The sequence below is a fragment of the Streptomyces sp. UF-297 genome, from assembly GCF_058245575.1.
In genome coordinates this window covers 42,503-63,318 of record NZ_JBSIBZ010000045.1, presented here as the reverse complement: position 1 = coordinate 63,318, position 20,816 = coordinate 42,503, and the positions used below count along the sequence as shown (strand labels likewise).

Sequence of the window (20,816 nt, the reverse complement as noted above, 5' to 3'; positions counted from 1 at the left end):
GCGGGCCGGGGGCCGTCTGGGCGCGGTGGGCGGTACGGGTCTCCCCCGTCGTGATCGTCACGTCAGTTCCTCCTCCAGGGCGAGTTCCTCGGCCAGCAGCGCCTGCTGCCCGGCGAGTCGGGGGGTGGTGCTCCAGCGCACATGCCGGAACAGGTCGTCCACTTCCGGGAGTTGCTCGTCTCCCATGCGCTCGCGCAGGTCGGCGGCGCGCGCCTCGGCCTGCTCGGCGATCTCCTGGACCTCGGCCGCGCTCAGGGCGCCCTGGGCGGTGAGATAGGCCTCCAGGCGGGCGATGGGATCGCGCCCGGCCCACTCCTGTACGGCGTCGGCCTCCCGGTAGCGCAGGTCGTCGTCGGCGCTGGAGTGCGGCTCCATGCGGTAGGTGTGGGCCTCCACGAGGGTCGGTCCGCCGCCCGCGCGGGCCCGTTCCACGGCCTGTCCCAGGACGCCGAGCACGGCCGCCGCGTCGTTGCCGTCCACCCGCTCGGCCGGCATGCCGTAGCCGATGCCCTTGTGCGCAAGGGAGGGCGCCGCGCTCTGCCGGTCCAGGGGTACGGAGATGGCGTACTCGTTGTTCTGCACGAAGAAGACGACGGGGGCGCGGAAGACGGCCGCGAAGTTGAGCGCCTCGTGGAAGTCGCCCTCGCTGGTGGCGCCGTCGCCGATGAGGACCATCGCCACGGTGTCCTCGCCGCGCAGCTGGGCCGCGTAGGCCAGGCCCACGGCGTGCGGCGCCTGGGTGGCCAGCGGGGTGCACTGGGGCGCGATGCGGTGCCGTACGGGGTCGTAGCCGCAGTGCCAGTCCCCGCGCATCAGCGTCAGCGTCTCCACCTGGTCCACGCCGCGCGCCGCGACGGCGACGCAGTCGCGGTAGGTGGGAAAGAGCCAGTCCCCGTCGGCCAGTGCGAGAGCCGCGCCCACCTGGCACGCCTCCTGGCCGCGCGAGGACGGGTAGACCGCCAGCCGGCCCTGCCGGGCGAGGGTGGCCGCCTGCTTGTCGAAGCGGCGCCCGCTCACCAGGGCCGCGTAGGCGCGCTTGAGGACCTGCGGCGAGGGCCGCTGGTAGCTCCCGTGCGCCACCGGCCGCCCCTGCGCATCGATGAGCTGTACGGGCTCGGCGGAGGGCAGCAACTCGGCGCCGCCCACCGCGATCTGACTGACCGACAGCTCTGTTTCCCCGTCCGCTTCCTCGGTTCCGGCGATCGCCCGCAGCGCCAGCCGGTAGGAGTCGAAGCCCAGGCCCGCGATGGTCCCGCTGGCGACGGGCGCGATGACCGAGGTGTGCCTAAAGCCCTCCCTGGCGTGCAGGTTGGACAGGTGCACCTCGATGAGCGGGGCGGTGCGCTGGGCGACCGCGTCGCGCAGCGCGTACGAATAGTGGGTGAGGGCGCCCGGGTTGAGGACGACGGGCAGTTCACCGTCCGCGGCCTCGTGCAGCCAGCGGATCAGCTCGCCCTCCACGTCGGTCGCGCGGACCTCCACCGCCAGGCCGAGCCGGTCGCCCAGCGCGGTGCACTGCGTGACCAGGTCCCGGTAGGTCCCCGATCCGTACACCTCGGGTTCGCGCGTTCCCAGGCGCCCGAGGTTGGGGCCGTTGAGCACAAGAACGCGGCGGCTCATCGGGACATCTCCATCTCGTGTCCTTCCGGTGGGTGGTGCACTCGTCGGGGGCGGGCCCCGCGCGATCGGGCGGGCCCGCCGGTGGCCCGTCAGGGCTTGGGCACCCAGCCCGCGGTGTCCCAGTAGCGCAGCTGCGCCGACTTGGGCGTGCGTGCGATCCGTGCCACGTCGGGCCCGCCCAGAATCAGCGTGCTGGGCCGGTCCGGGGTGAACACCGGCCAGGCCGGGGCGTTCGTGCTGGAGGGGGCGCGCCCGCGCGCGAAGGACGCCACGACGTCCATGAACGTCTCCGAGACCCGCTGCTCCAGGGGCCCGTTGCCGAAGACCGGGGCGTTCTCCGGCAGCCCGTAGGTGCCGAAGAGGAACTTGGAGGTGGCGTCGTGCGGGGTGCCGAAGTTGGGCGCGTTGACCGGGTGGGCGAACTCCATGACGTACTGCGGGGAGGTGCCCTGGCGCGCGTGGCGCTCGGCGAGGCGCACGATCTGGTAGCGGAAGAGCCCGTCGCCCCAGATCTCGGTGTAGAGCGACAGCGGGTCCTGCGGCAGGCCCTCGGCCGCCGCTGCCTTGCGGTACGCGCCGATGACGGCGTCCACTTGGGCGTCGGTGACGTTCGCCGCGCCCTTGTGCAGCACCATGCGGACCGACTCGCGCAGCTCGGTGTCGTTGGTGGGGGCCGGCGGGATGGTGGTCTGGCCCGCGCCCGGAGCGGTGAAGAAGGACCCCTCGGTACGGGTGTGGACGGACATCACCGGAACGCCGGGCGAGGGCTGCTGGTAGTCGAAGGCCTTGAACCACCTGCCGTCCACGACCGGGCCGCGGTACTCGCGCCCGCTGCCCACGATCCGCGCCGTCGGACTGCCCGAGAAGATCTTGAGCCAGGCGCTGTGCAGCTGCGCCGCCGGGGCGCCCCGCAGCCCCTTGACGTCCGTGCCCAGCTGCTCGGCCATCGCCTCGTACACCGTGCGGGAGTCCGCGGGCGTGAGCGAACTGGAGGGATTCCAGACGTGCATGGCGCTGATCGGTACGATCCGGCGGATGATGCCGCGCAGTTGGGGCAGGAGGGAAAGGTGATACGTGTTGGCGCCGCCCGCGGAGGTGCCGGCCAGGGTGATGTTGCCCGGGTCGCCGCCGAAGGCCGCCGCGTTCGCCTGCGCCCAGCGCAGCAGCGCGATCTGGTCCTGTACGCCCCAGTTGGCGATGGAGCCTTCGGCGTCGGCGAGGGCCTCGTGCAGGCCGAACCCGAAGGCGCCCAGGCGGTAGTTGAAGGTGATGACGACGGCGTCGCCGCGGGCGGCCAGCCGCGCCCCGTCCGAGCTGGGCAGGCTGCCCGACCCGGTGAGCCAGCCGCCGCCGTGGATGTAGACGATGACCGGGCGGGAGCCGGTGGTGCCCGGCGTCCACACGTTCGCGTACAGCGCGTCCTCGCTGCCGGTGCCGTTGGGCTGCAGGAAGGGGGCGGAGTACCGGGTGGCGTCCCGTACGCCGCTCCAGGGCACCGGAGGGCGGGGCCCGGCGAACCGCAGCGGCCCCACCGGGGGCTGCGCGTAGGGCACTCCCCGGAACGCCGTGATCTGTCCGGTCCGCTCGCCCGCGATCACGCCCGCGGTGGTGCGTACCTCTACGGTGCCGGTGACCTGCGGCCGCGCTACGGCGGTCCTCGTCGGCAGGGCGAGTGCGGTTGCTGTGGTGGCCGCGCCGATGAGGAAGGAGCGCCGCCGTATCGTGGCCGAGGTCATATCAGGCGGCCTTGAGGCCGGACTTGAGGGCGGCGGCGATCTCCACGCAGCGGCGCGCCTGGAACTCGATGGCCTTGAGGTTGTCCTCGCTGACGTTGGCCGCGGTGTTGGCCGAGACGCTGCTGGTGCCGTACGGGTTGCCGTTGTCCGGGGCGAACTGGATGGGGTCGGCGAAGCCCGGCGGCACGATGATGGCGCCCCAGTGGTAGAAGGTGTTGTTCAGCGCCAGCAGCGTGGACTCCTGGCCGCCGTGGGCGGACGTCGTCGAAGTGAAGCCCGAGCAGACCTTGTTGACGAGCTTGCCCTGGAACCAGATGCCGCCGGTGGTGTCGATGAACTGCTTGAGCTGGGAGGCGCACTGGCCGAATCGGGTGGGCGTGCCGAAGAGCACCACATCCGCCCACTCCAGGTCCTCCACGGCGGCGACCGGTATGTCCTTGGTCGCCTCGGCGTGCCGCGCCCAGTCCGGGGTGGCCGCGATGACCTGCTCGGGAGCCAGCTCGGCGACCTTGCGCAGCCGCACCTGCGCGCCGGCCTGCTGGGCGGAGGCCGCGGCGGCCTCGGCGAGGCGGTGCACATTGCCCGTGGAGGAGTAATAGATGACAGCGACATTGGTCATGGCAGCGAAGTCCCTGCGGTAGGTAGGGGTACGGGAAGGCTCCCGACGACCCGGCGGCACTGCCCCGAGCGGCGGTTACTGGCCAGATCCTGTGTCGTGGCCCGCTCGACGGCCAATGCACGATGCCGCACTGTGTCAACTGCGGGGCTAGTACATCAGCTGCCCCGCCGCAGCGCCCCGCGAAGGGCATCCGGCGAGGTCAACTGCCCTTTTCCAGGCGCCGATCCACCCTTCGGCGCACCCCTTTCGCCCTGCGACGCACGGTACGCGGCGCACCTGACGCGACAGCTGAGACCACCGAACCCGCCGTGCCCCACCCACCTTTACGCGCCATCAGGGTCGCTAGGGTCGGCACTTCATGGTCACGTCGCACCGGAACCGGAATGCCCCAGGAGGAGCAGCCAAGTGAGCAATGCGGAGTGGGCGATCATGGCAGCGCTGCTGCTGATGGCCGCCATCCTGGCGACAGTGGAGTACGGGCGCTTCCTGCGCCCCCGGACCGTCCGTATGGAACAAGCCGCACGCTTGTTCACCGGCGCACCCGAGGTGGAGATCGCCCTCGGCGCCGCCGGCCTCGACCGCGAGGCGCTGGCCCGCGTCGCGCACCGCCACGGCTACGCGTACGACACCACCGAACGCCGCGGCCGCACCCTGTACTTCCGCTTCCGCCACCACGGCCCCTGCCCCGCCCCGGCCCCGTTCCTCCCCGAATCCCCCCACTACGACGCCTACGCCCAGCTGGAGTCCGGCCAGCTGCGCCGCTTCCGCCTGCTGCAGGCCACCCTGCTCCTCCTGGCCGCCGCGGTGGCCGTGGCCATCATCCTCAAGACGGGCTGACGCTCCCCCTCCCTGCCGCCCCTCCCCCGCTCCCCTTCCCGCGGGCGCGGACGCCTTCATGCCGCTCGCCGCCGACTGCGGCGCGGCCCGGCCCGCGGCCTGGGCCGCACCGTCGGGCGCGGCGCAGGCCGAGGCCGGCAGGTGACCGCCACGGTGGGTGCGCCGGTCACCGGGCACCCTTCGCCGAGCCGGCGGTGCCGGTGGCCGACGGAAGCAGCGCGGCCGCCAGTTCCGTCTCCAGCCGGTCCAGGTCGGCCGCGTGGCCGTGCGCGGCGATGTGCCCGTCGGGGCGGACCAGCCAGTGGCCCGCACGACGGCAGCCGAGGGTGCGGGCGGCGTCGCGCGCCCGCAGGCGCACGGTGCGCACCTGGGGGAAGCGGGCCGTGATCCTGGCCAGTTCGCCGTGCTCGGCGCCGTCCGTGACCACCAGGGTCCAGGCGGCCGGGTCCGCCCCGGCGCCCGCGAAGCCGTGCGAGAGGGCCGCGCGGCGCGGGAAGAGCCCGCCCACCTGCGGCGTGCCGGGCAGCCGCTTGCGCGGACCGCAACCGGGGCCCGACGGAAGCTGAGTGGGCCGCTCGGGCTCGTAGGCGAACCGTCGGCCCGCCATCACCGGGGCGTACAGCCGCGACACCGCGCCGGTGCGGTCGAGGATCCGGAAGAGGGTGTCCCGGGCCAGGATGCGGGCCCTGCTGCCCGCCATCCAGGCGCGGGTCTGCACGTCGGTGTCGCGGACGATGCGCCGGGTGGTCTCCGCGCGTTCGGGACCGTACGTCGCGAGCAGTTCGGCCGGTGACCGGCCGTGCACGACGGCCGCGATCTTCCAGGCGAGGTTGTGCGCGTCCTGCAGACCGTTGTTCATGCCCTGCCCGCCGGCCGGGCTGTGCACGTGCGCGGCGTCACCGGCCAGGAACACCCGGCCCACTTGGAAGTCGGTGGCATGGCGGGCGTGGACGCGGAAGACGGTCTGCCAGACCGGTTCGGCGAGCCGTACGCCGCGCGGGCCGCGCTCGTCGATGAGCTTCTGCATCATCGGCACGGTCGCCTCGCCCGTACCGCCGGGCATGACCGACAGGAAGCGGAAGACCCCGTCGGGCTGCGGCACGATCACCAGGGTGCCGGTGGGCGCCTGGTAGTAGAGGACCTCGTCGGCCGGCAGGTAGCCCTCGATGCGGGCGTCGATGAGCGCGAACGCCATCTCGTAGGTGCCCCCGGCGAAGCCGATGCCGAGCTGGCCGCGCACCGCGCTGCCCGCGCCGTCCGCGCCGATGACGAACGGCACCCGGGCCCGCTCCACCGTCCCGTCCCGCTGCTCCAGGATGGCGGTGACAGAGCCGTCCGCAGTGATCCGGCCGGAGAAGTCCACGTCGTCCAGGGCGAGGAGCCGTACGCCGCGCTCCACTTTCCCGCCCAGGGCGTGCAGCCTGCTGGTGAGCAGCCGCTCGGTCTCGGGCTGCGGGAGGTGGCGCGGGGCCAGCTCCTCGGGGAAGTCGAACGAGGCCAGCGGCTTGCGGTCGGAGAAGTAGCTGAAGGCGTTGATGCGCACCGAGGCGTCGTTCAGGCCCTCGCGCAGCCCGAGGTCCTCCAGGATGTCGTGGGCGCGCGGCCACAGCGACAGGGCCTTGGGGACGTTGAGGGGCGTCTCGGCACGGTCGATGATCCGCACCCGTACGCCGCGGCGCAGCAGTTCGCAGGCGGCGAGGAGTCCGGTGGGTCCGCTGCCGACCACCAGGACGTCGACGCCGGTGTCCGGGGAACCGCTGCCCGGGGTGGGTGTCTTCGGCTCGGCGGCGCTCATGCGGCACGCCCCGACTGCTCGGCCAGCCGACGGGCCAGCGCGAGGCGCTGGACCTTCATCGTGGCCGTGCGGGGAAGCTCGGACAGCGGCATCTGCAGCGGGTCCGCCATCGGCGGGAAGCCCGCCACGGCGGCGCGCCAGCGCTCCAGGTCCAGGGGCTGGTCGCCGCGGGTGCACACGACGGGCTGCGGCTCCTTGTCCGGGCCGGGGACCAGGACCAGTTCGGCCAGGTCCTTCATGCGCCCGAGCACGGCGTCCTCGAACTCCAGCGTGCTGTGGATGCCGGGGATGACGTCGACCTCGCGGTCGAGCAGGTGCAGGCAGCCCCACTTGGTGCGGTAGCCGATGTCACCACCGCGCCACCACTTGCCGACCACCTGCTTCTCGAAGCGCTCCTTCTCCCCGTAGTACGTCACCGCACGGCCCGGGGTGTAGACGTCGATGTAACCGGGGTGCTCACGCGAGGGCTTGTGTCCCTCGCGGCCCACGAGACGGAACTTGGTGATGCCCGGCATCCCGTACCCCAGGCACCGGCCGTCGGCCTTGTGGGCGTTCTTGAGCGAGTAGCCGCGGCCGACCAGGGGGCCGCACTCGCTCTGCCCGTAGATCTGGAAGAACAGCGGGGCGAAGCGGTCCGAGGCCTTCAGGAGCCGGTCCATGGTGCCGGGGTGAATGGCGTCGAACGTGCTGCTGAAGTACTTCACGCCGGCGAACGGCCGGCGCGGGTCGTCCGCCAGCTCCTCCCACTCCATGAAGGAGTTGGGGTGGGTCTCGATGAGACCGGGACGGGTCCTGGCGAACAGCTCCGCGGTGCGCTTGGGGTCCGCGTGGCTCATCACGACGACCGGGAAGGCGCGGGGCAGCACCATGGCGAGCATCAGGTAGAGCCTGGAGTGCACGTAGCTGACGTGGATGGCGACGGTTTCCTTGCCGCGGATCAGCGAGACGAGCCGCTTCTGCGGGCGGTAGCGGCCGCGCAGGCTGCGAGCCGAGTGGACCACCAGCTTGGGCAGGCCCGTGGTGCCCGAGGTGTGGGTCATCAGGGCCGGGAGGTCCGGGTCCAGCAGCACCGGGGAGCGGCGCGGAGAGCCGGCCAGGTCCGCGAGGGCGACGGTGCCGGGCCGCGATCCGGTGGCGTTGACCACCACGTCGGCGAGGTCGGCCAGCGGCACGTCGGCCAGCTCGTTGTCGAGCTTTCCCTCGTCGGTGATCAGGTGGGGCCGGTCGAGGCGGTCCAGCAGCGCGGTGACGCTCTTGCCGTCCAGGGCCGGGGAGAGCATGACGGGGACGGCCCCGATGCGCGCGGCCGCGGTGGCCAGCACGTAGATGTCGAAGTTGGAGGCCTTGTACACCGCGACGTGCTCGCTGGGGCGGACTCCGGCGGCCCACAGCCGGGCGGCGACGTCGTCGACGAACCCGGCCAGCTCGAACGCCGTCAGGCGGCGGCCGGCCTCGGGGAAGACGTCCAGGTCGTGGTCGAGCTCCAGCGGGGTGCCGGGGTGGTCGGCTGCCGCCTGCTCGGGTACGAGTCCGAGGTACAGGCCGTCGTTGCGGACATGGGCGTGGGTACGGGTATGGGGACGAGCGTGGGTACGGGACATCGAGATCCGTCCTCGGCGAAGGTGGTCGGGGCAAGGGGCGGCGGTCGGCGCGATCGGTCCCGGTCCGTCCGGTACCGGTCACGGCACAGGCCGCGCGAGGCTCGGCGGCCTGATCAGGGGTGGGTTCGACCTGCTCGCGGGGCCTATCGGGCCGGCAGGTCATCAGCGTGCGGGTGCACGGGGACCGGGGCACCGGGCCTGCGTCGGGGCCCCGGCCGGCTCCGGGGCCCGCACCCTCTCCGGGCCGGAGTGGGGCCACCGGGCCCACTGTGAGGCTCCGCTGCAAAGGGCGGTGAGCGGTGCGACCGGCGTGAACCGGCGCCGTGGCGGCGCCGGTTGGTCAGCCGGACCCTAGCGGTCGCGCAGCAGCTTGGCCTCGTCGTCGGTGAGGTTGATGAGGAAGATGTCGCGCAGCGCCCGCACCACTTCCTCACCGCTGAGCTCGGAGCGCTCCGTGCGGCCGTCCGGGAACGTCTTCGCCAGGGAGTGGTTCACCAGGCTGTAGCGCGCCTCGGGCTCCGGCCGCTGGGCGACCACGTTGCCGACGAACGGCGAGCGCGGGTGGGTGGACGAATAGTGGTTCGCCACCTGGTAGTCGATCGGGTACTGGCGCTCCAGACGCAGCGCGAACACGTCGAACCAGCCGTCGGCGTGCATGCTGCGCAGAATCCAGTCGTCGCCCTCCTGGTCCAGACGCCAGGTCCAGTCGCCGACCGTCAGCTGCGCACCGGCGTCGAAGGGGACCGGCTCCAGCGGGCCCTCGTCACCGAAGCCGACGTCCGCCAGCCACACCTCGCCGCCGGCCTCCACCAGCAGGACGGTGTGCGAACGCCAGCGGATCGGCGCGACACCCCGGCGCACACGGGCCAGCAGGCGGGAGACCGGGAAGCCCAGGCGCTCCAGCGCCGCGGCGAACAGCAGGTTGTTCTCGTAGCAGTAGCCGCCGTGCCCGGCACCCACGATCTTCGCCTGAATGGCTTCGATACCGATGTCGACGGCCTCACCGAGCGCGATGGTGACGTTCTCGAAGGAGATGGCGGCGAGGTGGGCTCGGTGCAGCGCACGGAGCGTCTCGACGGTGGCCGTACGGGGGCCCTCGTAGCCGATACGCGCCAAGTAGGCGTCCAGATCGAGGAGTTCGGCCTCCCAGCCGGGCTCGGAACCGGGCGGGGCGGGCAGGGCGTCGTGCTGGGTCATGGTAAGGCCTCTCAAAAGTGTGGACAAGGTGGCGAAGCGCGCGGACGAGGGTGGGGGGACACACTTCGAAGAGTGCGGTTCGCCCCTGGGGAACCCCAATGAACCGTGCTGGGTCCGTCAAGTGGTCGGCGACGTCCGTCAGGCGCCTCAGGTTCCGGTAGCCGATGCTCCGGAACACCAGGGCGCGCAGCCGGTGCCGACGCAGGGTCAAGCTCACGATGTGAGCGGTGAGTTGGTGGGTGCGCAGAGGGTGTGCGGCCACGGGGCCGCACAGCTCGCCCCTGACGGCCACGTGGGGCGCGTACGGAAGGTTCCGGTCCGAAGGTCCTCGATGTGGGTGCGGAGGAACCGCTCCGCCGCGGCCGCGTCGCGCGGGTGCGTCACAGGATGTCCAGGCGGGACGGCAGCGGGACACGGTGGTACAGCCACACCGCGTGAGCGATCGCCTCGGGGCGCGGCGCCGCCTCGGCGGCCCCGGACGCGGCCATGCTGGGCCGGTTGTCCGGGGGGAGTCAAACCCGGGTCCGGGTGTCCGTCAGGTCGCGCGAAGGGCCCGATCCGGTGTTCGCCGTACGGCACGCGAATCCGGCGCCGGTGGGTCCGCATCGGGCGGCGTACCGACTTGACGGACCCGCGCGGGGTCACTTGTCGGTACATGAGCTGTCTCAGCAGCCTTTGGGAGGTTGGCTGGCGGCCTGCTACCCGTCGAGTTCGAACATCACCAACCGTCCGCGTGCCGAGGCACGTTGACCGGATCAGGCCGCGTAAAGGAGATAATTCTGGTGTCGAAAATATCGACCTCGGCCGGCACAACTGCCGCGGTCCCCCTGGCCGGAAAATCGGCTTCTGCCCCGGCGGTTCCCTTGACGGCCGAGGACCGTGCCGAACAGTTCCCCTTCGGCACCACCCTCGTGGTCCTGGCCGTCGCCGCCATCGTCATCGTCAGCCAGGGGTACGTAGCGATCCCGCTGATGTCGGACATCGGTCACGCGTGGGGCGTGACGCAGGGCTCCGCAACCTGGGCGACCACCGCGTTCTCCATCGCCTACGCGGGTGGTTCGCTGCTGAGCGGTTCCCTCTCGAACCGCTACAGCCGTCGCGGCGTGGTCGTCGCAAGCATCACCGCCATGGCCGTGGCGACCGTACTCGTGCCGTTCGCGGCCGATCTCGTCACCGGCTCGCTGCTGCGCGTCCTCCAGGGCGTGATGGCCGGTGTGTTCACGCCGGTGGTGTACGTCTACCTGAGCGAGCGGGTCCCGGGCCGGCGGCTCGCACTGGCCCTCACCGTGGTGTCCTGCGCCCTGGGCGTGGCACTGATCGTCGGCCAGGTCCTGGGGCAGCTGGTGGGCTCCTCGCTCGGCTGGCAGTGGGCGTTCTGGCTGGTGGCGCCGGTGCTGGCGGTCATGGCGGCGGTGGCCCGGCGGGTCATGCTCCCCGACCTGGCCAAGGACCTGCCGGCCCGGGGGTCCAAGGGCCGGACCGCAGGCGTGCTGGGCAACGTCTCGATCCTCACGCTCTTCATCGCCTCCCTCGCCGTCCTCGGCAGCCTCACCGCGATCTACACCGGGGTGCAGCTCTACGGCCCGCAGGAAGTCGTCGGGAACCACGACACCATGTTGGCCCTGCGGGCGAGCGCCCTGCCCGCCATGGTCGGCGCCGTCCTGCTCGCGCCGGTCATGGGACGCATCTCCCCGCTGGTCAGGACCGCCCTCGGCTTCGCCGTCGGCGCCGTCGGACTCCTCGGCGCCGCGCTGTTCTCGGACACCGTGTTCAGCCTCGGCGTCTCGCTCTTCGTCTTCGTGCTGGCGATCTCCACCGTCAGCCCGGCCCTCATCCAGGCCATCGGCACCAGCGCGGGGCCCGCACGGGCCACCGCCACCGCCATCTACAGCTTCATCCTCAACCTCGGAGTCGGCCTGGGTGCCCAACTCCCGCAGGCCCTGGGGGGCCTGTCCGGCCTGGCACTGCTCCTCGCGGTCGTCCTGCTCATCGGCATCGGCCTCGTCTGCCTCTCCGCCTGGTCCGCGCGCCGCCGCACCACTGGATGACACGGTCCGCCGCAATCCAGCAGGAGACGCGATCCAGTGAACGCGATCCAGTAAGCGACGGGGCAGCGGTGACCCATTTCCCGTAAACCCCATCGGATCTGACGCCTCCCCAGAACGGCGTCCATCGCAATGACCCCATACACAGAACAGAATTTCCATAAAGGGAGAAATGAGTGACTACGCAAGAGCAGTCGGCTCCAGAGCTCATCCACGTCGCCGAGGGCGAGGGTGACACCAGGTGGGTATTCCGTGACCACTACACCTTCAAGGCGGAGAAGAAGGACACCGGCGGCGCCTTCGGCCTGCTGGAGGTAGTGCTCTACCCCGGTTCGGGCGCCCCGCCGCACACGCACCACGGCGAGGACGAGGCGTTCTACCTCCTTGAGGGCGAGCTCGAACTCCGCTGGGAGGGCCGCGTGGAGAAGGCCGCGGCGGGCTCCTTCGTCTTCCTGCCCAAGGGCAAGGCCCACACTTACAGCGTCCTTGGCGACAAGCCCGTCAAAATGCTGGCCTGGTACACGCCGGGCGGCACGGAGGGCTACTTCAAGAAGCTGGGCATCTCGGCCGCCGACGGCGTGCAGCGCCCGTCCGCCGAGCAGTTCGAAATCGACACCAAGACGGCCGCCAAGGTCGCCCTGGAATTCGACGTGATCCGCTGACGCATACGCCCAGTCCGACCCATCTGAACTGCGCACGCAGGATGTAATCCAGACCCCCGGGACGCACCGCCCCGGGGGTCTGGCACATCTCACGACAAACAAAAGAAGAACACGACCCGGGACCGGGAACCAGGCCAAACCCCAGTTCCTGGCCCCGGCGAGGGACGAGTCGGCCTGTACGCCGGGAACTCCGCAAGTTGTCGGGCGGCGTAACCAGGCTGCCAGCGGCCTTCAGTGCCAGGGGTGTTCACGGGTAGCCGCAGATGAGGGCGGGCAGCGGCAGCAGAATCCACTGCACCGCGACGAAGAGCAGGCGCAGCAGGTGCCATGAGAAACCGCGCGGAGGCAGCGCCAGGACGACAAGGCCAAGTCCGAACGAGATACCGAGGAGGACCAGGGCCCAGGGCGAGTAGTTGATCAAGCCGTAGTGGCAGCCCGCACCGGAACACGAGTCACGCGCCATCTGTTGCGCAGCCTGGGCAACAGTGCCGACAATGTGGGCCGGCACCAGCAGGCCGAGTCCGATCATGGCCGTAATCCGGCTGCCTCGTGTCTGCTCCGGGGTCTCCTAGGGCGCCGGATGCGGGACGGGGGTAGGTAAGGTCATGTGCGCTACTGAAGCGGGCCGGGCGGCAGCTGGGCCATCGGCTGACGTACTCAGCCGATGGCAACAGATACTCAATCCCGCTATGCCGCCGACGGCTGAGAACGGTCCTGGCACGAACCGTTAGAGCCAAAGAGGCCGGTACGCCTGGCCAAAGGCCGCTCCGGGGTAGGCAGGTAGTCCAGCCAGCGGCCGTCCGGGGCGGCCCCCAAGGCTCGGCCGCACACTCCCGTTCTGCGTCTCATCGTCGAACTCGGCTTGCCGTCCGGCCGATAACCCACCTCAGCAGGTGCTGCCTGTCGTACCCACTTGCTAACTTCACCTCCATACATGCAACGCACCCACCACACCAGGTGCCATCCCAACGGGGGGATCAATGACGTTCAGTGAGGAATGGGACAAGCTCCGGTCCAACGCGGCGTCCCAGCAAGAAGCCCACACTCGGCTGAACCAACTGCCCTCCGGCCCTGGTGCCGGCGCAGACTTCCTGTCGTCCCCGGCCAGGAAGCAGGCCGCCATCGCCGCGCTGGAGAGCGAGATCGAGCCCGGCACCAAGACTGCTGGTGGTTGGGCAAATGATGCGATGGAGTCCGCTGCCGAAGAGTTCCAAGGCTGGGGCACAGCGCTGGGCATCAACGACGCGACCAAGGGATGGCAAGCGTCGGTCAGAAACCTCCAAGCACGCCTCGCCTCGGAAAAGGACGGGATACGCGGTGCCAACCGGCTGTTTCAGAACAACGACCGTGAGGTCGCGGGCCGTTTCAGCGAGGGCGCACCGGATAGTCCACAAGGCCCCCCGAAGCCCGACCTCCCGTCCAAGCTCACCCGCTTCTGAGGAGGTTCTGTGCTCACCTACCAGCAGGTTATGACCACCGATTTCTCCTTCCTCACCAAGGCCGCGGCCCGGTGGGATGAGGCGGCCAGCAAGTTCGCGGGCACTCGAGCGGCCTATGACGGCCAGGTCAAAGGCACCACGATGGACGGCACTTGGCAGGGGCAGGCCGCCCTGGCTGCCCGTCCCAGCATGGACGTGACGTCCAAGCAGTACGAAGCGGCACAGAAGGAAGCACGTGCCATTGCCTCCATCCTCCGGGACGCTCACGCTCAGTTCACCAGCCTACGGAACAAGGTCAAAGCAGCCGTCACGGAAGCCGTAGAGGCCGGCATGAAGGTCGATGCCCAAGGCATCGCCACATTCGACTACAGCAAACAGTCGAAAGCGGCCGCGGACGCCATGCGCCGCGATCCGGAGTTCCGGCACGCCGAGCACGACTGGACCAAGCGCATCGAGAGCGCTGTCGCTGCCATCGACGATGCCGACTACGGCGTAAAGCTCGCCCTGCGGGCCGCCGTCACAGGCAGTGCCTCCAACACCTTCCTCACCGGTACCGACGGCTTCAACTCACTGGCAGAAGGCGATATCGAGAAGGTCGAAGCCGACGCCGCCCTCAAACTGGCCAACAAGCTCAACTCCGCCGGCCACCTCTCCGCCACCGAGCTGGCCGAGATGAACCGATTGTTTCGAGACAACAACCACGACACAGCCTTCAGCCGCACGCTCCTCGACAGCCTCGGCCCCAAGGGCACAATCCTGCTCACCAACCGCCTCAACGACCTCGCCTACTACAACGACAAGGCCCACAAGAAGGACTACCTCACCGCAGAAAAGGGCCTGGCCACCACCCTCGCCACCGCGACCCGGCTCCCGAAATGGGCCGAGAAGTACCCCATCGGCTCGAAGGAGTACAACCAGAAGTACCAAGAGTGGCTAAAGAGTTCAGACTCCTCCTTCTACCGGGAGTGGCACAGCGGGCTGAAGAAGGCAGGCGTCGAAACGTACGACCTCGAAGCCGTCACCAACCGGGTCAACTCCGTCAGTCCCTACCGCGACCAGCAGACACGCGGCTACCAAAGCCTCGTCACCCTCATGCAGCAGGGCAGTGGCTACTCCCCACAGTTCCTGCACGACTTGGCGGACGACATCCGCACCGCCGAAGACAAGTCCAAGGGAGGCAACCCCAACATCTGGGACCTCCAAGGCGACTACAGCGGCAAGCGCGACGGCTGGTTCGCCAATGACCCCCTCGACGGCGTACTCAACGTCATGAGCCACGAGCCGGGCGCCGCTACGGCATACCTCGACCCCAACAGCGACCCGAACCCCCTGGACAACAAGAGCGAACAGAACGACAGGCTGAACTATCTCCTCAGCAAGCGGGACTGGAATGTGGTCGACACCGTCAACTGGCACGGCGAGCTGCAGCACGCAATCGAAGGCGCCGACGCCGAGGACAAAGACAGTCGCAGTGGATTGGCTGCTGCCCTAGAAGCCGCAACAACCGGAAATCCTTCGGGTTCCCCTGAAGTCGAAAGTAGCGGCAGGCACAGCATCGAGCAGGCTCGGGTGATGCATCACACCATCGAACTCATCGACAAAGATGCAAACGGCGAAAGTGTACATCGCAATCTACAAGCCCCTTTGGCTCGGTCACTAGCCAATTACGCTGGGGATACTCATAAAATTCTGTCCGATGACCCAGAATTCGATCACCATCAAGGAGGGAATGCACGATCGGACAGCCATGGGGGACACATAAACCCGTCCAAGGCAAGTCTGACCCGAATCCTGCGTGGCCTTTCTGAATCTCCCGATAACTTCACATTGCTCTACGAGGCGGAACGGTCTCAGGCTGCAGAATCATTGACAGCAGCACCAGCTACCCCCGGCCGGGGTACCGAGAATTGGGACACGCGCGCCCGAGAAGCTGGTAGGGGTTTGGGAACCTTCAACGCCATCGGCACCGATGTCATCCTCGACAATCGTGATACTCGAAAATCCTGGGCGGATGATGTTGCCAAGTATTCCTACCATGGAGGCGGCACACCCATCACGGCAATCCCCATCGTAGGCGATGCTGCTCAGCGCGTGCTTGATGCGGCAACGTACGAGTGGGCAAATGATGTAAAAGCGGAGGCCGATCAGGTCGCTAAGGCGCAGAGCACCAGGGATCTCGAAGCCAAGAGCAAGGGTGTGGACGACTTGATTAATAACTGGGCAATAGAGCGGAAGAAGAACCCGTTTAAGGATGCCATGATCGACAATATGCGAGATGAGGCATCACAGAGCTATGTTGTCTCCCGAACAACTGCACTCACTATCCTTGGCCGCTCGTAACATCAAACACCCTACTGGGTGAAATGGCTAGAACTGCAACAGATTAAAAGCCAGTCGCCTACCGTACAACGCCTCTAATGACCACGACCATCACGCAGCAATCGCAGCCTTCGAGGCGTAATAATCCCCACAGGGAGGATGCACATGCCAGATAAGATCAATGATTCTAATACCCCCAGCACCCCGAAGGTGGCCGGTCAAAATAGCAGGATTGTGTCCGCGCATACGATTCGCTTGATTTCGTCAGTACTCCTCTGTGTAGGCGCTGCGGCTGCGCTCATGTTTCCGCTCAACTTCGAGAAGACTTATGGCGTGTTCGATAACGAGACTCGAAGTCTAGAGTGCGGCTCCGTGATCTCTCCACACGAGGATTCCGGAGCTGCGACTCGCAATGCAGACTGCGCGGTCGCTCGCACTCAGCGCCTTGGGTTCTCTACCCTCGCTATAGCGGGTGCAGTCGCCATTGTCGCCTTCAACCGTGTCAGACCACGTGCTACAGAGACACAGGCAGGCGCAGGGCAGTAAGAGATCCATCGCAGAGTCAGCCTCAGGTGCGGCTCTCTTTAACTTGCCCACAACGGTCCGGTGCCCATTGGAGCTGAATCGAGAGTGCGACATGATTGACGCAGAAGAGAACGAACGGGCAATACAGGCCAAGGCGGACAAGCTTAAGCACGAACATGGAGCCGAGCCTTACCCCTACTGACAGCAACAGCGTGGGGCGGGTTCCTCTGGCTCCTTATCGCCCAGTATGCGGTCGGCCTCAGCGACCACCAGTGCAAGGCACCTCTTCTCACCGACACCCATGCCCATAAAATTTGTGGCAAAAAGACCGCCAGTAGCCTGCGGTCCCCGGCGTGCCGGACCTGGCTGCCGTGCCCACCATCCCCGGACCGGGCATGTATGCCTCCGCGCCTCACTCTGCAAATGTGGTGCTATCGCGAGGCGTGCGACAAACCCACCGGCTCCCTCTGAACGTTGCATTCTGAGGTGGTCGGCGACACCCGCCGTGGCGAAACGATCGGCCACGGGATCCGCAAGAGTGCTCATGACTCGCCCGGAGACCGATACCTGGTCACGGATAGGAGCTGCCGATGAACGGATCGGGCACTGCCTCGCGGCATCACGGCACGCGACGCCGCGAGTGGTCAGGACGAGACCGCCGACCTGTTCCCCCGCTCCGAGTTCCGCCGCCTCAGCTACTCCACAGCTATCCGCCTGCGGACCGGCACAACCACGCGGGCACACATCGCATATCCAGAATGGTGGGGTGGGCGCCCGTCCAACGGAGCACCCACCCCACACCGTGCCGCCCGTCGGTTGCTAGTGGAAGAAGCCAGCAGCCCGGCGGTCCGTCGCTTGGTAGTCCGCGCTGCCCGCACGGATTTTGGTTGAAACCTGCTGCAAAGTGCTCTGGATGTGGCTCGCCCGGGAGTTCCACTGCCGCTCCGCGGCCTGGAACGCCTGGTGTGCCTCACCCTCCCAGGAGTCGGAGACGCGCTTGACTGCGCTCCAGATTTTGTCGAGTTCGGCCTGCAGTTCCTTGGCTGCACGCTCGATGTCGGCTGCGGTCTGCTCGACCGCGCCGTAGGTGACCCGGAGGTTCTGGTCGCCTGCCATGTTTCCCCCACTGGTGGTGGCTGATTGGTTGGTGGGCTGGGTGTGGTTGGTGTCTGCGCCGTTTAGTAGTTGCCGATGGAGCTGGCTGTGCCACCGTTGGTGCCGGTGTCGACGCTGCGGAAGCTGGCGCGGACCTCGGCGTCGTTGGCCTGGTTGGTGGTGCTGGTGCGGGCGATGGCCTCGTTGAGGGTGTCCAGGGTGCGGCGCAGCGCGGCGTGGTCCTCGTTCAGTGCCGTCTGGGCCTGGCGGAAGGCGCCGGCGCCCTGACCAGTCCACGTCGATTCGACCGCGGCGATGGCGTTGACCAGCGTGCGCAGCTGTGCCGTCATCGCCTGACTGCCGCTCTGAATCTCGTTCTTAAGGTTCTCGATCTCCGCATAGGTAAGTGCGGTATTGCCTGCCATGGTTCACCTTTCGCCATGAATGAGTGAGAGATACGTGATGTGGGTGGCGTGTATTACGCCCGGCGTCGGCGAGCAATCAACAGGCCACCGACGGCCGCTGCCACCGCCACTGCTGCGGCGCCTCCAGCAATGACCGGCCATGACGCGGAATCATCGGATGAGTTGGCCGGTTTCTGCGCCGCCCCGGTACCGACCGTTCTCTGGTCTTGCTTGGGCCGCGGAGCCTGATCTGGCGTAGCGGTCTCCCGGGCCGCGAGAAGGGGATTGATGTGGGCGGGGCCGGGATCGCCCTCCTTGTCCAGCAGGACCTTGCGGGGACGGACGATTCCGTAACCCAGGTACTTGCTGGGGACCTTGCCGTCCTCCGGCTTCCCGGCGGTCTCCAACATGACCCGCAGCACCTGGTTGTTCGTCCAGTTCGGGTGCGCGGACCAGATCAGTGCTGCGGAGGCCGAGGCAATGGCAGTGGCGTCGCTCGTGCCCCATGTGGTGCAGTCCAGCAGTTGTTCCGTGCAACGGTTGGGCACATCGACCCCGGGTGCTGCGAGCGCAACTTGCGGCCCGTACACCGAAAACTTTGTGGCTTTCAGCGACTTGTCCACGGCACCGACTCCAACCACCCCGGGTAGGCTCGAGGGATAGTCTGCGGCGTTACCTTCCTGAGCGTGGTTTCCTGTCGCCGCGAAAATCAAGCTCCCTTTCTGATTCGCATAGTCAACTGCTGGTTGCAGCTGAGCTTTTGCCGTATCGCTTACTGGCCCGCCCTGGGAAATGTTGATTACTTTCGCTCCCCGATCCGCCGCATATCGGATCGATTGAGCCATGCTGGCAATGCCCTTCTTCCCAACGCTTCTGATCGGGAGAATCTTCGCGCTCGGTGCCAGGCCCCATGTGCCGGCCCCGTTCCGCTTACCGGCGATGACCATGGCCATGCCGGTGCCGTGGCCTTCATCGTCGTAGTTGGCACCGTGTCCTTGGCCTGAGAAGTCCTTGCCGGGGAGCAGTTGTCCCTGCAGTTCGGGTGCGGAGTTGTTTACGCCACTGTCGATCACGGCGACGGTGACGCCCTCCCCTGTACTGGTTTGCCACATGCTCTCGGCCTGCATCGCATCCAGATACCACTGGCGGGGCCGCTTGTCCGCCGCGGCAGCCAGCGGCATGAGCGTCCCCAGGCACAGCACTGTGAGGCAGACAACCACAGCTGCCGACATCCGGCTCGTCCGCCGCGCACTCTTGGTTGGACGGGTCACGATGCGGGATTCTCCTGTCAGTTCCACGAACTCATCCGGGCTATTCGATCACCGGGGGCAGCACCGGCGGGTGGTCTGCGGCCCAGGTCTCTTCGTCTTCCCGGAGGTAGCCCGGCCGTTGAGCAGGCGTACGGCGCCGAGCCCCGGACGCTGCGCCGCCTGCTGCGGGCAGTACGCCGTTGGGTGTGCTGCCGCGCGTCAGGCCGGAGCCGCCCGGCGTGAATTCCCTCGATCGGCCGGAGGGCGTCGGCATCGCGCTGTGCCCCACCCCGGTTGGGGGCGTGGCTGTGCCCATCGTGCTGCCGGGCTCGAAGGCCAGGCGGCGGCCGGGAACACGCGGAGCCCCCTCGCGTCCACCGGTGGCCACGCCGCCCGGATGACCGCCACCGGTCACGCCGTGCCGCATCGGACCGCGCTCCTCACCCCCCACCGGGCCGCGGCGCGAGTCCACGCTTCCTCCGGGCGGAACGGCCAGGTGCCGACCCGCCGTCTCCGGGCTGCCCGGGGCGGTGCCATTCCAGGCCGCGGGCAGTTTCGTGGCCGGGCCGGTCGCCCGGGGCGGGATCACACCGGGCTGCTCGCCGATAACCGTCCCGCCCGGCAAGCGGGGGCGAACCGTGGAGCCGCCTCCGCGTTGCTGGGGTTGGGCCGTACCGCCGGTGATGCCGTCGTCTACGGGCCAGCTGGGCCGAGCTGGCGTGATACTCGGGCGGCTGGTGACCGGCTGCTGGCCACGTACAACATCCCGGGACGTGGTGGGCGCTTCCACTCCCCCAGGAACCGGTAGGCCCCCGGGCATGGCCGTCGGAGGGGGCGCCCCGGGGCCATCAGGCTGGGGCGGAGTCGAAATTTTGTACGACGGCGAAGCGTCGGGCAGGACGGCAGGCGCGGTGGAGTCGATGGCCGTACCGACCTGTCGGTCCTGGGGTACGTCACTGATGATTGAGCGGGGCGAGCCACCGTACTGCCTGCCCGCGCTCTCAACGGATGACGAGTTGCTTCGCGTAGAACCAGCCGGTTGCTCGTGTCCGCTCTTTGTCGATGATTCCAGGGCATAGTCCGCCCTCCGCTTGCCCCATTCCTCGGCCTCCGGTACGAACCCCGACGCCGGCCTGAAGTTGGGCGGCTCCTGGCGCTCGATCTTCTCCTGGGCGGTCCGGTAGTAGGAGGCCAGCCGGTTCATCTCGGCGACGGCCTCTTCCCGCTCCGGGTCCTTCATGAGGGACGGGGCGGTTACACCGTTCTTCGGGCCGGATGCACCAGGTGCTCCGCCGTCCAGTTCTACGTAATTGTCCTGCTTCGGCTTGGGCATCAGTTTGGCTTGGCCCAGTGCGCCTGCGGCTTCGACGATTGCGTCGCCGGTGTTCTGGGTGAAGCGGCCCAGTTTGTGGCTTTCCTTGACGGTGTCATGGCCCCACTGGCGGAAGGCGTCGGCGCCGTCGCCCTCCCACTGCACCTGGTCGATATGCGCCTTGAGTTCGGTGGCGATCCTGTCGATCTCTTTGCCGGCGTCGACCAGGCTCGTGCCCATGAGCCCGATCTCCATGTGGTTTCCGCCGGCCACCATCCCGTAGAGGGCGCGGTGGGACTGTCCCTCGAAGTTGCTTCTGCCGGAAGTTCCGGTGTTCCCCGCCATTTGTCCCCCGTCGCG

At 68.4% G+C, this 20,816-nt stretch carries 16 protein-coding genes; 5 read left to right on the top strand and 11 right to left on the bottom strand.

Translation table 11 applies throughout. The annotated features are described in order from the left end of the window. Window positions 1-57: 57 nt before the first annotated feature. From pdhA to wrbA, 3 genes are all read right to left on the bottom strand, one after another. Entirely contained in the window at window positions 58-1,620 is a 1,563-nt protein-coding gene (gene pdhA / locus AC4IJH_RS24330) for a pyruvate dehydrogenase (acetyl-transferring) E1 component subunit alpha (RefSeq protein ID WP_490853953.1), read from the bottom strand. A gap of 89 nt (window positions 1,621-1,709) precedes the next feature. Next, window positions 1,710-3,356: a carboxylesterase/lipase family protein gene (locus tag AC4IJH_RS24325; protein WP_490853952.1), complete on the bottom strand. Its 1,647-nt coding sequence runs from the start codon at window positions 3,354-3,356 to the stop codon at window positions 1,710-1,712. Window position 3,357: 1 nt separating this feature from the next. Then, on the bottom strand, window positions 3,358-3,975 hold the full coding sequence (wrbA, locus tag AC4IJH_RS24320; protein WP_490853951.1) for an NAD(P)H:quinone oxidoreductase: 618 nt from the start codon (window positions 3,973-3,975) through the stop codon (window positions 3,358-3,360). Between the two features lie 405 nt (window positions 3,976-4,380). Here wrbA and AC4IJH_RS24315 point away from each other — a divergent pair, with 405 nt between their 5' ends. Next, window positions 4,381-4,812 (top strand): hypothetical protein, encoded by a 432-nt coding sequence (locus tag AC4IJH_RS24315; RefSeq protein ID WP_490853950.1) that lies wholly within the window; start codon window positions 4,381-4,383, stop codon window positions 4,810-4,812. A 166-nt stretch (window positions 4,813-4,978) separates the two neighbouring features. On the opposite strand, the gene AC4IJH_RS24310 is transcribed toward AC4IJH_RS24315, so the two are convergent. The 3 genes from AC4IJH_RS24310 to AC4IJH_RS24300 form a co-directional block, all read right to left on the bottom strand. After that, window positions 4,979-6,607: an FAD-dependent monooxygenase gene (locus AC4IJH_RS24310; RefSeq protein WP_490853949.1), complete on the bottom strand. Its 1,629-nt coding sequence runs from the start codon at window positions 6,605-6,607 to the stop codon at window positions 4,979-4,981. Next, on the bottom strand, window positions 6,604-8,208 hold the full coding sequence (locus AC4IJH_RS24305) for an AMP-binding protein (protein ID WP_490853948.1): 1,605 nt from the start codon (window positions 8,206-8,208) through the stop codon (window positions 6,604-6,606). Before AC4IJH_RS24305 ends, AC4IJH_RS24310 begins: the two co-directional genes overlap by 4 nt. A 351-nt stretch (window positions 8,209-8,559) precedes the next feature. Next, window positions 8,560-9,405: an arylamine N-acetyltransferase family protein gene (locus AC4IJH_RS24300; protein ID WP_490853947.1), complete on the bottom strand. Its 846-nt coding sequence runs from the start codon at window positions 9,403-9,405 to the stop codon at window positions 8,560-8,562. Window positions 9,406-10,187: 782 nt separating this feature from the next. Here AC4IJH_RS24300 and AC4IJH_RS24295 point away from each other — a divergent pair. Further along, the gene (locus tag AC4IJH_RS24295; protein WP_490853946.1) at window positions 10,188-11,453 is read left to right on the top strand and encodes an MFS transporter; all 1,266 of its coding nucleotides are present in this window, start codon (window positions 10,188-10,190) and stop codon (window positions 11,451-11,453) included. 173 nt (window positions 11,454-11,626) lie between these two features. Continuing rightward, window positions 11,627-12,112, top strand: coding sequence for a cupin domain-containing protein (locus AC4IJH_RS24290; protein ID WP_490853945.1), 486 nt, complete (start codon window positions 11,627-11,629; stop codon window positions 12,110-12,112). 247 nt (window positions 12,113-12,359) lie between these two features. Here AC4IJH_RS24290 and AC4IJH_RS24285 read toward each other — a convergent pair whose 3' ends face one another. After that, window positions 12,360-12,641: a hypothetical protein gene (locus AC4IJH_RS24285; RefSeq protein WP_490853944.1), complete on the bottom strand. Its 282-nt coding sequence runs from the start codon at window positions 12,639-12,641 to the stop codon at window positions 12,360-12,362. 451 nt (window positions 12,642-13,092) lie between these two features. Here AC4IJH_RS24285 and AC4IJH_RS24280 point away from each other — a divergent pair, with 451 nt between their 5' ends. Both AC4IJH_RS24280 and AC4IJH_RS24275 read left to right on the top strand, forming a co-directional pair. Beyond that, window positions 13,093-13,551, top strand: a complete 459-nt coding sequence (locus tag AC4IJH_RS24280) for a hypothetical protein (RefSeq protein ID WP_490853943.1) — start codon at window positions 13,093-13,095, stop codon at window positions 13,549-13,551. A gap of 9 nt (window positions 13,552-13,560) precedes the next feature. Then, window positions 13,561-15,891 (top strand): DUF6571 family protein, encoded by a 2,331-nt coding sequence (locus tag AC4IJH_RS24275; RefSeq protein WP_490853942.1) that lies wholly within the window; start codon window positions 13,561-13,563, stop codon window positions 15,889-15,891. 1,323 nt (window positions 15,892-17,214) lie between these two features. Here the strand turns inward: AC4IJH_RS24275 and AC4IJH_RS24270 are convergent. From AC4IJH_RS24270 to AC4IJH_RS24255, 4 genes are all read right to left on the bottom strand, one after another. Continuing rightward, complete coding sequence (locus AC4IJH_RS24270) at window positions 17,215-17,511, bottom strand: WXG100 family type VII secretion target (protein ID WP_490853941.1); 297 nt, start codon at window positions 17,509-17,511, stop codon at window positions 17,215-17,217. 62 nt (window positions 17,512-17,573) lie between these two features. After that, window positions 17,574-17,915, bottom strand: a complete 342-nt coding sequence (locus AC4IJH_RS24265; protein ID WP_490853940.1) for a WXG100 family type VII secretion target — start codon at window positions 17,913-17,915, stop codon at window positions 17,574-17,576. A 53-nt stretch (window positions 17,916-17,968) separates the two neighbouring features. Next, window positions 17,969-19,165, bottom strand: coding sequence for a type VII secretion-associated serine protease mycosin (gene mycP / locus AC4IJH_RS24260; protein WP_490853939.1), 1,197 nt, complete (start codon window positions 19,163-19,165; stop codon window positions 17,969-17,971). Between the two features lie 40 nt (window positions 19,166-19,205). After that, complete coding sequence (locus AC4IJH_RS24255) at window positions 19,206-20,711, bottom strand: WXG100 family type VII secretion target (RefSeq protein ID WP_490853938.1); 1,506 nt, start codon at window positions 20,709-20,711, stop codon at window positions 19,206-19,208. Window positions 20,712-20,816 lie beyond the last annotated feature (105 nt).